12 protein-coding genes and 1 pseudogene are annotated in these 13,849 nt (G+C 73.2%); 3 read left to right on the top strand and 10 right to left on the bottom strand.

Features of this window, described 5'->3' with window-relative positions:
- The 5 genes and pseudogenes from AB0K92_RS17495 to AB0K92_RS17475 all read right to left on the bottom strand — a co-directional run.
- Positions 1 to 1,013, bottom strand: a 1,013-nt coding sequence (locus tag AB0K92_RS17495; protein ID WP_365923735.1) for an SDR family NAD(P)-dependent oxidoreductase, incomplete at its 3' end; no start/stop codon positions are given.
- A 111-nt stretch (positions 1,014 to 1,124) separates the two neighbouring features.
- Positions 1,125 to 1,427 carry an NIPSNAP family protein gene (locus AB0K92_RS17490; protein ID WP_365923743.1) on the bottom strand — a complete coding sequence of 101 codons (303 nt, stop codon included), beginning with the start codon at positions 1,425 to 1,427 and terminating at the stop codon, positions 1,125 to 1,127.
- A 129-nt stretch (positions 1,428 to 1,556) separates the two neighbouring features.
- Complete coding sequence (locus tag AB0K92_RS17485; protein WP_365923733.1) at positions 1,557 to 1,850, bottom strand: hypothetical protein; 294 nt, start codon at positions 1,848 to 1,850, stop codon at positions 1,557 to 1,559.
- 253 nt (positions 1,851 to 2,103) lie between these two features.
- Positions 2,104 to 2,991 carry a hypothetical protein gene (locus AB0K92_RS17480; protein WP_365923745.1) on the bottom strand — a complete coding sequence of 296 codons (888 nt, stop codon included), beginning with the start codon at positions 2,989 to 2,991 and terminating at the stop codon, positions 2,104 to 2,106.
- Positions 2,992 to 3,163: 172 nt separating this feature from the next.
- Positions 3,164 to 4,102 (bottom strand): annotated as a pseudogene (locus AB0K92_RS17475) (M4 family peptidase); the annotation flags it as partial.
- 705 nt (positions 4,103 to 4,807) lie between these two features.
- On the opposite strand from AB0K92_RS17475, the gene AB0K92_RS17470 reads away from it, so the two are divergent.
- On the top strand, positions 4,808 to 5,455 hold the full coding sequence (locus AB0K92_RS17470; protein WP_365923731.1) for a PE-PGRS family protein: 648 nt from the start codon (positions 4,808 to 4,810) through the stop codon (positions 5,453 to 5,455).
- A 77-nt stretch (positions 5,456 to 5,532) separates the two neighbouring features.
- Here the strand turns inward: AB0K92_RS17470 and AB0K92_RS17465 are convergent, their stop codons facing one another.
- Positions 5,533 to 6,066 carry a 2'-5' RNA ligase family protein gene (locus tag AB0K92_RS17465; RefSeq protein WP_365923729.1) on the bottom strand — a complete coding sequence of 178 codons (534 nt, stop codon included), beginning with the start codon at positions 6,064 to 6,066 and terminating at the stop codon, positions 5,533 to 5,535.
- A 715-nt stretch (positions 6,067 to 6,781) separates the two neighbouring features.
- Between AB0K92_RS17465 and AB0K92_RS17460 the strand changes: the two genes are divergently transcribed.
- Positions 6,782 to 7,744: a YihY/virulence factor BrkB family protein gene (locus tag AB0K92_RS17460; protein ID WP_365923727.1), complete on the top strand. Its 963-nt coding sequence runs from the start codon at positions 6,782 to 6,784 to the stop codon at positions 7,742 to 7,744.
- Between the two features lie 93 nt (positions 7,745 to 7,837).
- Here the strand turns inward: AB0K92_RS17460 and AB0K92_RS17455 are convergent, their stop codons facing one another.
- Entirely contained in the window at positions 7,838 to 9,181 is a 1,344-nt protein-coding gene (locus tag AB0K92_RS17455; RefSeq protein WP_365923725.1) for a polysaccharide lyase family 1 protein, read from the bottom strand.
- A 236-nt stretch (positions 9,182 to 9,417) separates the two neighbouring features.
- Between AB0K92_RS17455 and AB0K92_RS17450 the strand changes: the two genes are divergently transcribed.
- Positions 9,418 to 10,854: an amidase gene (locus AB0K92_RS17450; RefSeq protein WP_365923723.1), complete on the top strand. Its 1,437-nt coding sequence runs from the start codon at positions 9,418 to 9,420 to the stop codon at positions 10,852 to 10,854.
- Here the strand turns inward: AB0K92_RS17450 and AB0K92_RS17445 are convergent.
- The 3 genes from AB0K92_RS17445 to AB0K92_RS17435 form a co-directional block, all read right to left on the bottom strand.
- Positions 10,851 to 11,384, bottom strand: coding sequence for a GNAT family N-acetyltransferase (locus AB0K92_RS17445; RefSeq protein WP_365923721.1), 534 nt, complete (start codon positions 11,382 to 11,384; stop codon positions 10,851 to 10,853). The genes AB0K92_RS17450 and AB0K92_RS17445 overlap by 4 nt on opposite strands.
- Positions 11,385 to 11,441: 57 nt before the next feature.
- Complete coding sequence (locus AB0K92_RS17440; RefSeq protein ID WP_166003736.1) at positions 11,442 to 11,615, bottom strand: hypothetical protein; 174 nt, start codon at positions 11,613 to 11,615, stop codon at positions 11,442 to 11,444.
- Between the two features lie 679 nt (positions 11,616 to 12,294).
- On the bottom strand, positions 12,295 to 13,788 hold the full coding sequence (locus tag AB0K92_RS17435; RefSeq protein WP_365923719.1) for an SDR family NAD(P)-dependent oxidoreductase: 1,494 nt from the start codon (positions 13,786 to 13,788) through the stop codon (positions 12,295 to 12,297).
- Positions 13,789 to 13,849: the final 61 nt, after the last annotated feature.

Genomic DNA, 13,849 nt, shown 5'->3' with positions numbered 1-13,849 from the left:
GTGACCAGGCGGCCGGTGGGCCGGCGGGCCGCCAGGGCGGCGCGTTCGGCGGCCGGGTCGGCGGCGGCGTCGGGGAGGCGGCCGATCCACGGCGTGTCGACGGTTCCGGGGTTGACGCAGTTGACGCGGACGCCCTCGCGGACGTGGTCGGCGGCCATGGCGAGGGTGAGGGAGTACACGGCGCCCTTGGTCGCGCGGTACAGGGCGCGCTGCGGCAGGCCCGCGGTGGCGGCGATCGAGCAGGGGTTGACCACGGCGGCGTGGGCGGAGCGGCGCAGGTGCGGCAGGGCGGCGCGGGCGGTGCGGCAGCGGCGGATGTCGTCGTCGAGGTCGGCGCCGACCCTGAGTTTGATCTGGGTGAAGCCGTCGGCGACGGCGCGGCGGGCGAGCCGGGTCAGCTTCTCGTCGTCGTAGCCGAGCCAGCCGGGCGAGGTGGTGTAGGCGGGGTAGCCGCGCGCCGGCAGCCGGGCCCGCCGTTCCCCGGCGCCCTCGCGGCCGCGCCGCAGCAGGGCGAGGGCGTCCTCGGGGGTGAGGGCGTCGGTGAGGTACCGGTAGTCGATCTGGCCGGCCGGCCACTCGGGTTCGGCGTCGGCGAGCAGCCGCCACAGCGGCTTTCCGGCGCGCCGGGCGGCGAGGTCCCACACGGCGTTGACGACGGCGCCGATCGCCATGTGCATCACGCCCTTCTCCGGGCCCAGCCAGCGCAGCTGGCTGTCGCCGACCAGGTCCCGGCTGAGCGCGCCGGGGCCGGCGCACAGGGCGTCGACGGACCGTCCGAGCACGTGGGCGCGCAGGGCCTCGATCGCCGCGACCTGGACGTCGTTGTCCCGCCCGATGGTGAACGCGAAGCCGTGGCCCTCATGGCCGTCGGCGGCGTCGGTGCGCAGCACGACGTAGGCGGCCGAGTAGTCGGGGTCGGGGTTCATCGTGTCGGAGCAGTCCAGCTCGCGCGAGGTGGGGAAGCGGATGTCGTAGGTGTCGACTGCGGTGACGCGTGCGGTGGAGGGCGCCATCCCGCATGTTTATCAGACCGGACCGGCTCGCCGCCGCCATGCTGCGTGCAGCGGCTCGGGGAGGTCGTGGTGTGGCCGGAGTGGGAGGTCCCGACGCATCTCCGACTCAGGTCACTGGGCGGACCCGGGGAGGAGCGGGCGCATGAAGGTGCGCTCGTAGCGCAGTACGCAACCGCTCTCGTCCCTGATGCGGTCCGCTTCGATGAACTCGGGATCCTTGCCGAACAGGGCCCGGTACCTCTCGTAATCCGCGAGGCTGGGAAAGCTGAACAGAGCGAGCGCCTTGTCGCTGGCGCCCTCCGCCGGCAGGAAGTACCCGTGGTGGGTCCCTCCGTGTCGGTCGACCAGGTCCATCCAGCGGCGCCCGAAACGTTCGAACGACTCGATTTTCGCAGGATCGATCACATATTCCACCACGCAAGTAATCACTCCCCGAGGCTAACGCGGTCAGGCGGCCGGGCTGTCCGCCGCGGCCCCGGTCCCGCGGGCCGCGCCGACGGCTGCGCGGTGGCGCGGAGGCGAGCGCGGCCACCTGACGGGGCGTCAGGCCTGCGCCTGGCGCGGGGTGGTCGCCTTGCGCGACGCTGCATGGCGCACCGGACTGTGCGAGCTCGCGGGCCGAAGACGCTGCAACCACAGGGAGGCGGTGAGCAGGAGGCCGCTGAAGACGGCCAGGAGGAGGGTGGACACCCACATCTGCCGGCTGCCGGGCAGCCGCCAGCCCGTCCAGGCGGTCAACACCGCCCACAGCAGGACGCCTCCCGCGTAGAAGGCACGGACCCGGCGCAGTTGCCGCGTGGTTCGCGAGGGCACGACGTGATCGGTTGTAGACGTCATGGCGTGCCGTATACCCCGGTGCACCTTGTTCAGCGGGGCGTGTTGTGCGCCTTCGGGAAAGGCCGTGCACCGCGTTTTCGCCCAGGCCGGGCCACGGCGGGGCGCCGGTCCGCCGGTCCTGCTGCGCGGCCGGCCGCACCCTCGCCCCGCGGCCATCGGGCCGGCCGCCGCCTGCGGCGTGGCCGGCCCGGTGGCTGTTCCGCCCGGCTTCGAGCGGGACAAGCTCACGAACGCCTGCCGGGCCCGGTGCGGGTCAGCCGCAGGTGCCGGCCGGCTTGGTTCGGGTGACCATGTCGCTGACGCCGGTGGTGGCGTCCAGCCACAGCACCTGGGTGCCCGCGGCCGCCGCGGCCGACAGCTGCTCGCCGCGGTTGCAGGAGACACGGGTGCGGTGCGGTGTTGCGTCGTCGCCCGCCGACGGGAACTGCCACAGCTTGGCGAGGTACTCGTTGCGCATCTCGGCGACCGGTGTCCGGGCCTCCATCGTGACGGCCTCCCGCGAGACCGTGAGATCGCGGATGTTCAACGCCGCGGGGCCGGTCTCCGGGCTGAGGTCCGTGACACGGGAGCCGTCGAGCGCGGCGCGGCGCAGGGCTGTCGTACCGTTCTGGTCGATCTCGTCCAGCAGCCAGTAGACGTGCTCGCCGGTGATCGCCGTCGGGCCCAGCGCGGCCCCCGGTGCGGCCTGGTGGACCACCGTGCTCTCGCCGGTCACGACGTCCACGATCCGGGTGGCGTACTCGTACGTGCTCCCGGTCACCCGGTGTCTGGTCTGATAGGCCACCTTGTTGCCGCTCAGCGACGGGAAGAACGCCTGGCTGTAAGTGCCGCCGCCGAGCGACACCTTGTTCGCCGGATCCCTCAGGCTCAGGTACGTCACCCCCCGGCGCCCGCCGTGATTGTGGTGCTCGAACGTCACGACGTCGCCCTCGACGTCCATCGATGAGCCCACGCCGCGGCCCGACCACAGCTTCCTCACGGGGCCGCCCGCCAGCGGCCGGGCCAGCACCTCCACGGGGCCGGAGCCGTACGCGACCCACACCACGGTGGTGCCGTCCGTCGCCGGATCGACGTGGTAGCGGCCGTCGTTGGGGCTCATCAGCTTCAGCCCGCCCTTGCCGTCGGTGCGTCCGGCCCACACGGAGTACGGCTCGGACCCCTCCTCGTTCGACCGGGACGCCGCCCACCAGCCGCCGCCCGCGCCCGGACGCGAGCGCTCCGGACTGGCCGGCGTAGACGAGGTCGGCGGTGTGCTCGACGACTCCGTGCGTCATCTCGTGGCCGACGACGTCCAGTGCGGCGGCGAGCGGACGGTACTCGGCGTCGCCGGAGCCGTAGACCATCTTGCTGCCGTCCCAGAAGGCGTTGACGTAGGGCTGCCCGTAGTCGGTGACCCCGACGAGGGAGTCGACCGTCATGCCCCGCCCGTCCAGGCTGTCCCGGCCGTGCCTGTCCTTGTAGTGGTCGTGGACCCGCGCCGCGGCCCAGTGCGCGTCCACCGCTCCCGCCTCGGTCGCCTCGGCGCCGAAGGCCGGGGTCGGCGAGCCGAACTCCTGCAGGGTCTCGGGCCACGTCCCGGCCCACTGGCCGGCCCACTTGCCGCGCGCGTCCCAGGTGACGATGGCGTTGCCGCTGTCTTCCGGGTGACGGGAGCGGTCGCGCAGCAGGTAGGCGCCGCGCCCCTCGTCGCGGGTGATGTCCAGGGCCACGGTCGTACCGTCCAGCTTGACGCCCGAGCCGGCCTCGGCGGCGGGGGCGAGCCGGCGCGCGCTCGGCGCGCCGTCGGCCGGCCGCTTCCCGTCGGCCGCCTTCGGGGCGCCGAACGTCTTGATACCGCTGTACTGGAGGACCGGATAGCCGGCCCGCGCGTCGATGTAGACCTCGCGCAGCACCGGCTCGCCGAGGGCCGGGTCGTCACCGCGCACGGTGACGTGCCGGGTGAGCACACCCGTACCGCTGGGCAGGACGACGAGGCCGTGGGAGGTGCCGGTGAGCGGCGGCGCCGACTCGTCCCGCTCGCCCGTCCCGTGCCCGGCGAACCGCTCGCGGCCCAGGTCGTCCAGGACGGCGTCGACCGCGCGCTCCACGGCGAGATCGTCGCCGACCTCGGCCGCGGTGTCCGTGCGCAGCCCGGTGAAGTACTTGCCGGACGTTCCGGTGACGACCCGTGAGCCGTCCGCCGCCTTTTCCATGCGGACGACGTACTGGCCACCGAGGACCGGCACGCCTTGGTGCCGCTGCTGCAGCCGCACGGTCTCCCGCGTGCCCTCGGTGACGGTCCCGACGGGCCGCAGGTCCCGGACGGCGTGCGCGATGCGGTACGTGTCGCGCTGTGCGGCGAGGTACGCGCGGGCCGCTGCGGCCGGGCTGCCCGCCGCCGGAGCCGGCTGCCGGATGCCCTCCACCAGGGCGGGCGTCCGCGTTCGCTGCCCGGGGATCACCTCTTGCGGGCTCGGCGGTGGTGCCGCCTCGGCCGCCGTCGCGGCGGCGGGGTTCACCGGGACGACGAGTGCGGCGACGCCGATCAGCGCCGCCGCACCCGATATGCCGGCTCTTCGTGCCCCGGGCCACCCCGGCTGTCTCGCGGAATTCGCTCTGGACCGACGCACAGTCCCCCCAGTCGATGATGGTCGAGCCGGCGGAGGCACCGCCGGGCGGTGCAGTGAAACCCACGACGCGCCGGGTCATCAACGGTGCGAGGGTGTCCACGGATCATTTCCGGCCCCGCCCGATCCGACGCTGCCGGGCGGCGCGCCGGCGGGCTGGGCGCCTGCTCGCATGGAGAGGCGGATGCCCCGTCCCGGTCGGAGCCTGTCGTCAAGTTGGGGCGTACTTCCGTTCGTTGCGCCCCGGCATCCCCGGACACACGTCACCATGACGATGTGGACAGCACAGACGCACCCGGATCACGACCGGCACCAGGGACGCCACTCGCTCCCGAGGACCTGAGCGCGGCGGTGGACACTCTTGCCCGGTTCGTTCGTCGCGCGCCGCTCACCGAGGCCATTGCCGCACTGGAACACGGCCTTGACGGGGCGGACGCGGCACATGCCGTCCAAGTCGCCGACCAGGGCGGGGTGGACACCGGTCTCCTCGCCTCCGCGCTCACCGTGCGGGAGAGCCTCGGCCGGATCAGCGACCTCATTCACGCGTCGGGGATCATTCTGGCGCTGCCGCACATCCTGGAGAAGGGCGAGCGGATCTCCCGGCGGCCTTCCCTCGGGGCCGGCAACGACCCAGGCCGGCCCTACGACCTGGAAACGGACCGGCGCGTGGCGGAGTTCAAGTTCGCCCGGTGGCGCGGTGCCGACGCCATGCGCAAGCGGCAGGTCTTCAAGGACTTGACCATGCTGGCCGCGGACCGCTCCGGCCGTGCCGCCGACCTTTTCGTCATCGGCCCGGAGTCCGCTTGCTTCCTGCGCTCCAGCGCCTCCACCGCGGCGTGGGCACTGGACCGTTCACCTGGCGCGCTGCGCACCTTCGCATCGGTCTTCGGCTCACCGGAGGTCGCGATACGCGAGTTCACCGCCACCCATGCCGCTCACGTCCGCATCACCGACCTCTGCGACGTCCTTCCCGAGGCGGTCACCCGCCTCCTTCAGTGAGCGGGGTGTCGTCCGGGTCCGGCTCACGGCGTTCGTGAGGGCGGGCAGCGCCGGGGGCGGACGAGGGTGGGGGCGTGTCAGGAGCGGGGTCCCAGTACCTCCAGGGCGCCGGTTTCGGTGTCGTAGCTGCGCAGGGTGGTGAGCCAGACCGACAGCGGCGGCGCCGGCAGCACCTCGCAGACCCGCCGGCCGGCGAAGGCACCGGCCCGCCGGGTCCGGCCGAGGGTGATGTGCGGGCTCCAGCGCCCGGGTGCGTGGAAGGGATTGAGGGTCTCGGGCGGGCTGTTCGAGGCCACCGCCTCCCACGCCCGGCGGTGCAGACCGGCCAGCGCCTCGTCGAGGTCCAGCGCCCAGGCCAGTACCGAGGTGGGCCGTGCGAAGCGGACCACGCCCGTACACCGCGCCGGCAGCGGCAGGGCGGCGGCCACATCGGCGAGTGCCCAGCGGATCGGGGCGGTCAGTTCCGGGCAGGCGGCCAAGGTGAGGTGCGGGCTGTTGGTCGGTGAGCGGTGGCGCGCCTGGCTGGGCAGCCCCGCGTCCGCCAGCCGTCGCCAGGCCTCCCGGACCGCCGCGTCCGCCGCCTCGTCCAGCAGGAGCTCGACCGTGCGCACCATGCCGAGCCTAGCCGCGATCGCCCGCGGTTTCGCCTCGGCGGTGGAGGGCCCACAGCGGCGGAGCGCCGTGCGGGCGGCGATACCGAGGGGACCGGTTCGGCCGGGGCGCGCAGCAGAGCAGCGGCGGCGGGCCGGACGGGGTCCGGCATACCGCCCGGTACGGCATCCCAGCGTGCCGACCGGACCGGCCGCGCCGGGCAGCCGGCCACGCAGGTACGCCGGAGCCGTGACGAGGAAGCCTTTCCGGCTGGGTTCCGGGGCGGACATACGGTCCCTGCGCAGGACGCCGGCATCGGTGCCGAGCAGGCGGTCCGCGGCACCGGCGGCCCTGACCAGCGGGGCCGCGGACGGGGACGGCATGGCGTTGACGCGGGGCAGGTCGGGAAAGCCGGGCGCGCCGCCAGCCGCGGAGCCGGCGCTGCGCTGGGCACCGCGGCGGTCCGGGGGGCGGGCAAGGCAGCGTCGAGTCGGGCCGTGGCGCTGTGGTCCGGCCGCAGGCGGGGCGCCGCGCGGTGCTCCTTCCCGGCTCGGGGCGACCGCAGGCGCGGGTGAAGGCCCGTCCCCGCCTGGTCGGCCGGTCCTCCGGGGCGCAACCGGAGCCGGGTCCCGGCGGCGGGGGCCGCCCCGGTGGGGCGCGCCGCGTCGTACGCCTGCGACCGGCGCGGCCGGGCACACGGTATCCCGGGGCCAGGCCGCGAGGGAGACGCAGACGATGGGGACAGTCGTACACGTTCCGCAGACACGGGACATGATCGGGGAGGAACTCTCCGGCGACGAGGCATTCACCGCGCTGCGCCGCTACGGCGGCGTGCAACTGCTGGTCGACGCGTTCGCGCGGTTCCGGTACGCCGACGGCTTCACCAACGCGCGCGGACTCGGTTTCCAGATCGTGCTCGGCATGCTGCCCTTCACCATCGCCCTGGTAGGGGTCGCCACCGCCGCGCACACGGAGAGTATCGGGCGGATCATCGAGCTGACCCTCGGCCGGATCGTGCCCGGAGCCAGCACCGAGGTGGTCGAGGAGGCACTGGCCGGGACCCGGCGCAACGCCCACTCCGATGTGTGGAGCACGGTCGCGCTCTGGCTCGGCCTCGGGTTCTCGGTGCTCAATCTGGCCTCCGCCATGGGGCAGGTGGAACGCGGCGCCAACCGCATCTACGGCATCGAACGCGACCGTCCCTTCCCGCTCAAGTACGGCAGGGCCCTGCTGCTCGCCTTCGCCGCGGGCGTCCCCATGGTGCTCGGCTTCCTCGTCCTGGTGGCGGGCGAGGCGGTGGGCGAGTCGACCGCCGAGGCCTTCGGCTGGTCACGGATGCCGGCGTGGTGGGCCGCCGTGCGCTTCCCGGTCGGCGCGGTACTCGCCTGGATCGCCTCCGCGGTCATCTTCCGCTGGTCACCGCGCCGCGATCAGCCCGGTTACACCTGGCTTGCCTTCGGTTCGGCCGTGCACCTCGTGCTGTGGGTCGGCGCCACCTGGCTGCTGACCCTGTACGTCGCCAGGAGCGGTTCCTTCGGCGCCGTGTACGGTCCCCTCACGGCGTTCGTGGCCCTGCTGCTGTGGGCCAATCTCACCGGCATCGCGCTGTTCCTCGGCATGGCCTTCGCCGCCCAGCTCGAGGCGGCGAGGGCCGGACTGACCGACCCGGTCCACCCCGACCCCGGATCGGGCCCTTGACGCCACACGCACCGTGGCGCCGCGGACGGCGGCGGGCAGCAGTACGCGAGGGCCGGGGGCTCGTGGTCTCCCGGCCCTCGCGTGTCCCGGGTGCTACTTGAGCACGCCCGCCCCCGTCGTCGCCGCCAGCGACGCCGGCAGGTCGCCCGCCGAGGCCTCCAGGCCCGCCGTGAGGGTCGGGGCCCAGTTGACCGTGGTCTTCAGGTCCTTGGACGAGGCGGCGTTGTAGGCGGCGACGAGGTCGGTCACGGTGCCGTTGACGAGGTTGCCGGAGCCCTTGACCGAGCCGGTGCCGTCACCGCTGAGGAGCTTGGCGGCCTTCGCGCCGGACGGCAGCTTCCAGTAGTTGTTCTCCGCGACGACCTGAGCCTTGGCACGGGAGTTGATGCTGTACTGCGGCGTGTACCCGTTGAGGGGCGTCACGTCGTAGTGGTTGTTGTAGATGTGGATCTGGCCGATGCGGGCCAGCGGGGCACGCTGCGTGATGCCCTTCCACACGTTGTGGTGGATGGAGACGCGCAGCTTGCCGACGCTGTCGGTGTCGCTGCTGCCGATCAGCATCGTCTTGTCGTGGTTGGTGAACTGGTTGCGCGAGACGGTCACCAGGTCGGATCCCTTGGTGATGTCGAGGGCGCCGTCGTGGATCTGGTACTCGCGGCCGAAGTACGCCGGGTTGGCGCTGTCGAAGTGCGGCGCGTCGGTGAACGTGTTGTGGTCCGCCCACACGTGGGTCGCGCCGCGCAGGGACACCGAGTCATAGTTGGAGTTCCAGTTGCCGTCGTCGCCGTCGGTCGGGTCCCACTGCGGGAAGCAGTCCTCGGTGGCGGCGAAGGTCAGGTTGCGGATGATGACGTTGTCCACGTTCTGGATCTGCAGCATGGCACCGGTGAGGCCCGCATTCGTGCCGGGGACTCCCACAATGGTCGTGTTGGCAGGCACCTTGAAGACGATGTTCCTGCCCTGCTTGGCCTGGGCGGCGGCGCGCGCCGTCTCCTGGGTGCCCGAGGGCAGCTTGGAGCGGCCGTAGGTGGCCGGGTCGTAGGCCTTGAGATAGGCCGACAGCGAGTAGCCGGTTCCGAGGGCGTAGTCGGCGCAGGTCAGCTTCTTGCCGCTGTCATCGGTATTCGCGTCGATCATGCCGTTGATCTTGATGATGCGGGGCGTGGTATCGGAGACCGAGCCCAGCGCCTTCACGAGCTGCGCGCGGGTGGAGACGGTGAAGGTGTGGGCGGCGTCGGCCTTCGTGCCACCGGTGGTCCCCGCACCGGAGGACGCCCAGCCGTCCTTCGCGGCGAGCGTCTGGTGGTACAGGTCGACGGTCCCGGCGTTGGCGTTCATCACGAGAACACCAGCGCCGACGCCCGCGGTCACGACGGCCGCGCAGACGACGGCGGCACGACGGGAGCGGAGGGACCGGCGGTGGGAGCGAGCAGCCACAGGGCTTCCTTACGGAGGAGGATCGAGGTTACGCCCTGACAGTGGCCGCCGACCCGTGAGAGGTTGCCGCGTGCCGGCACTTTTTCCGCTCCCGCCTTCGCCACGCGATGTCGTCCGTCCGCCTGCACGCCGCGACAGCCGGCCCGGGCGCCGCGCACCCTCGACAGGGCGCGGCGGGCCGGGGCAGAGTGCTCCCGTACTCGCCAGTAGGCCCACTCATCCGCCGAGGAGCGCCCGTGACCAACTGGGTCGGACGGACCGCCGTCGAGATCGCCGCCGCCGTGCGGGACAAGCAGGTCACGCCTCGGGAGGTGGTGGCGGAGCATCTGGCGCGCATCGAGCGGCTGGACGGACGGGTCGGCGCCTTCCGGACGGTGCGGACGGAGGCGGCGCTGCGGGAGGCCGACGAGGTGGGGGCGCGCGGGAATCTGGCCGGGCTGCCGCTCGCCGGGGTGCCCGTGGCCGTCAAGGACAATCTGGCGGTGCGCGGCGAGGCCACCAGGAACGGCTCGGCCGCGACCCCGGACACACCCGCCGAGCGGGACCACGTCACCGTGGCCCGGCTGCGCGCGGCGGGCGCGGTGGTCGTGGGGCTGACGAACGTGCCGGAGCTGTGCGTCTTCGGTACGACGGAGGGCGTGCACGGCACCGCCCGCAACCCCTGGGACCTGTCCCGCACCGCGGGTGGCTCGTCGGGCGGCAGCGCCGCCGCCGTGGCCGCCGGGATGGTGCCGATCGCGCTCGGCAACGACGGCATGGGGTCCCTGCGCATCCCGGCGGCCAACTGCGGCGTGGTCACCATCAAGCCGGGCCACGGCGTGATCCCGGCGGAGATCGGCCAGGGCGACTGGTTCGGCATGGCGGAGAACGGCCCGCTCGCCACGACCGTCGCGGACGCGCGGCTGATGCTGTCCGTCCTCGCGGACGGCGGCTTCGACGGCGTGCGCGTACGACCGGACGCGCGTGACACGCAGGACACCCAGGGCACGCCTACCACGGCGGCCACGGCGGCCACGGCGGCCACGGCGGCCACGGCGGCCACGGCGGCCACGTGCAGGGTCGCGCTGTCGCTGCGCGCCCCGATCGCCGGGGCCGTCGTCACCAAGCCGTACACCGCCGCCGCGCGGGAGGCGGCCGGACTGCTGATGAAGGCGGGGCACCAGGTGCGGCGCGCGGACCCGCCGTATCCGCGCTCGCTCGCCCTCACCGCGCTGGCGCACTGGACGGCCGGCACGTCGGTCGACGCCCAGGGGCTGGACGCCCGGCTGCTGACCCGGCGCACCCGCGTCCACGCGGCCGTCGGGAGGCGGTTCGCGGGGCGGGTGCGCGCCGGGTCGGCCCGGGAGGCGCTGCGCCGGCGGCTGGAGCCGTTCTTCGAGGAGTACGACGTGCTGCTCACCCCCTCGCTCGCCCGCCGCTCCCCGCGGGCGGTGCCGTGGCACGAGCGGGGCTGGCTGCGCAACCTCGTGGCCAACTCGACCTACGCGCCGATGACTCCGCCGTGGAACCTCACGGGACTGCCCGCGATGGCCGTGCCGCTCGGCACGCTGCCCTCGGGCGCCCCGTGCGCCGTCCAGCTGGTGGGCCGGCCGGGCGCGGAGGCACAACTGCTGCAGCTGGCAGAGCAGTTGGAGCGGCTGCGGCCGTGGGAGCGGACCGCGCCGCTCGGTTAGGTGCCCGGGGTGGCCCGCTCGTCCGGCCGGGGTGCCGGGCCGGCCGGCTGGAGGGCCTTGTACATGATGTGCAGGCCGACGAGCCCGTGCCGGGGGTGGTCGAAGGCCTCCGGCACCGTGCCGAGGATGGTGAAGCCGAGGGACGTCCACAGCGCGACCGCCGGGTTGGTCTCGACGACCGCGTTGAACACCATGCCCCGGAAGCCGTGCGCGGCGGCCGCGGCGAGGACGTGCTCGGCGAGGGCGCGGCCGATGCCCCGGCCGCCCTGGTCGGGGTCGACCATGAAGCCGGCGTTGGCGATGCCCGCGGCGGGGCCGCCGTAGTTGGGCGTCAGGTAGGCGGAGCCGACGACGGCTCCGGAGGGGTCCTCGGCGACGTAGACGCGCTTGGCCGGGCTCATCCAGAGCGCGCGGGCCGCTTCCTCGCCGGTGTCGGGATCCCAGCTGTAGGTCTCGCCGGCGGCGACGATGCGGTGCCAGAAGGGCCAGATGCGCGGCCAGTCGTCGGCGGTGGCTTCTCTGATCAGCATGGGCGTGAGTCTCGCACGCCCAGCTGACCGGTGATCGCGGCAGCACCGCCCAGGGTGTCAGTCCACGCTGGGCAGGATGTGCGGCTCGGCGAGGTCGTCCTCGTAGCCCGCCAGGCGGATCGGGGCCGAACGGGCCCACACGTCGAGGCTGCCGATCTCTCCGGGCCGGCGGCCCGCACGCTCGGTGCGTTCCTTGGGCCGCTGCTCGCGATTCTTCTTCTCCGGTGTCACCGCGCACTCCTTATGTGTCGGGTCACCCTCGGGCTCGCCGGCCGGTCCGCTGTCCGCGGCGCGACGCGCACTCAGGTCTGGGTCCAATGCGTCCGGACGCGGTGGCGTCGACAACTCACGGGAGGGCAGACCGCTGTGCGCCGGCTGGTCCCGGGACGGACGATGGGTGTGGGTAGGGACCCGTGCTGCTGTCCGCCGGCTTCAGATTAACCAAATGAGCAGGCTCGCGCTCGATGGCGTACGAAACTTGGGGAAGAACAGGGGGACTCCGCCAAGTCGCCCCGCATATACCGCACTACCCCTTGCACCCGTTTGCTCCACGATGCGCCGTTCGCGCTTCACCCGCTCGGCCTACTCGGCTGAACGGATGTGGGGGCCTGGACCCGGCCCACCCGGTTGTCACGGCCGCCGCCCGGTTGTCACGGCCGCCGCCCGGCTGTCACGGTCAGCGCCCGACCGTTGCCCGGCTGCTGGAGCAGAGTGGCCGGGGCAGGGGGCCGGGGCAGGGTGACCGGGGCAGGGTGACCGGGGCAGGACGGCCGGGCAGGGCGGTCGACGCCCCGGCAGGGGCCCGCGCCGCGCGGTGGCTCCGCCGGAACGGGCGACGGCGCGCCGGGCCCGCCGCGGATCGCGGGCTGACGCGCCGTCAACTACAGGCGACGAAGGGGGAGACGACGGGCTACCACTTGCCGGGCGCGTAGTCCTTCAGGAAGACGCCGTACAGGTCCTCGCCCGCCTCGCCGCGCACGATCGGGTCGTAGACCCGGGCCGCGCCGTCGACCAGGTCGAGCGGGGCGTGGAAGCCCTCCTCGGCGAGGCGCAGCTTGTCGAAATGCGGGCGTTCGTCGGTGATCCAGCCGGTGTCGACCGAGGTCATGAGGATGCGGTCGGTGTCGTACATCTCCTGGGCGCTGGTCCGCGTCACCATGTTCATCGCGGCCTTGGCGGCGTTGGTGTTCGGGTGTCCCGCGCCCTTGTAGCCGCGGTTGAAGACGCCCTCCATCGCGGAGACGTTGACGATGTAGGAGCGTCCGCTGGGCGCCTTCCGGGCGGCCTCGGCCATCACCGAGCGCAACTTGCTGATCAGGATGAACGGCGCGGTGTAGTTGCACAGCTGGGTCTCGAGCAGCTCCACCGGGGAGATCTGTTCGATGGTCTGGACCCAGGTGTTGGTGTCGACGACGTCCGGCACCAGGCCGCCGGCGTCGATGGCGGTGCCGTCGAGGTGGCGGGCGATGCTGGCGTTGCCCGCGACCAGGGCGAGGTCGGTGACCTGCTGGGCGTCGAGGCCGCTGGTCCCGAGGGGCAGCGCGGCGAGCCCGTCGACGGCGCCGGAGTTGAAGGCGCCGATGACGTGGTGGGCGGGGAGTTCCCCGGCGGGCAGCGGGGCGCTCTCGCCCTCGACCAGGGCGGCGTAGGCGGAGGGCAGGCGGCGCACGGTCTGCGTCGCGTTGTTGATCAGGATGTCGAGCGGACCGGCCTCGGCGACCTGGTCGGCGAGGGCCACGGCCTGGGCGGGGTCGCGCAGGTCGATGCCGACGACCTCCAGGCGGTGGATCCAGTCCGCGGAGTCCTCCATGGCCTTGAAACGGCGGATGGCGTCCTTGGGGAACCGGGTGGTGATCGTCGTGTGAGCACCGTCACGCAGCAGCCGCAGCGCGATGTACATGCCGATCTTGGCGCGGCCGCCGGTGAGCAGCGCCCGCCGGCCGGTGAGGTCGGCGCGGGCGTCGCGCTTGGCCCGGTTCTCGGCGGCGCACTTCTGGCAGAGCTGGTGGTAGAAGTAGTCGACCTCGACGTACCGCGCCTTGCAGACGTAGCAGGAGCGCGGGCGCTGGAGTATCCCGGCGATGCGGCCCGGCTCGATCTTGGAGGAGGGCAGGACGCCCTCGGTCTCGTCGTCGATGCGCTCGGCGGAGCCGGTCGCGGTGGCCTCGGTGACCTGCCGGTCGTGGGCGGTCTTGGCGGCCCGGCGCTCCTGGCGGCGGCGCTGCTTCACCGTCCGGTAGATGTGCGAGGTGGCCCGACGCACCTTGATCGCGTCGGGGTGGTCGACCTCCAGCTTGTCGAGCTCTTCGAGCACGCTGAGGCAGATCGCCAGGCGCTCGGGGTCGATGCCGGGCCCGTAGACCACCTCGTCCGGGGTCTGGGTGCCGTCCTCTGTGACCGTCATCGCCGCTGCGTTCCCTGTTTCTGCCCTGGCGGCGCTCCGACTCGCGCCCGCATTCGAACGG

The organism is Streptomyces sp. NPDC052687 (assembly GCF_040678395.1).
Taxonomy (GTDB): domain Bacteria; phylum Actinomycetota; class Actinomycetes; order Streptomycetales; family Streptomycetaceae; genus Streptomyces.
The sequence above is the reverse complement of the archived record's forward strand: the minus strand, read 5'-3'. Positions and strand labels throughout refer to the sequence as shown.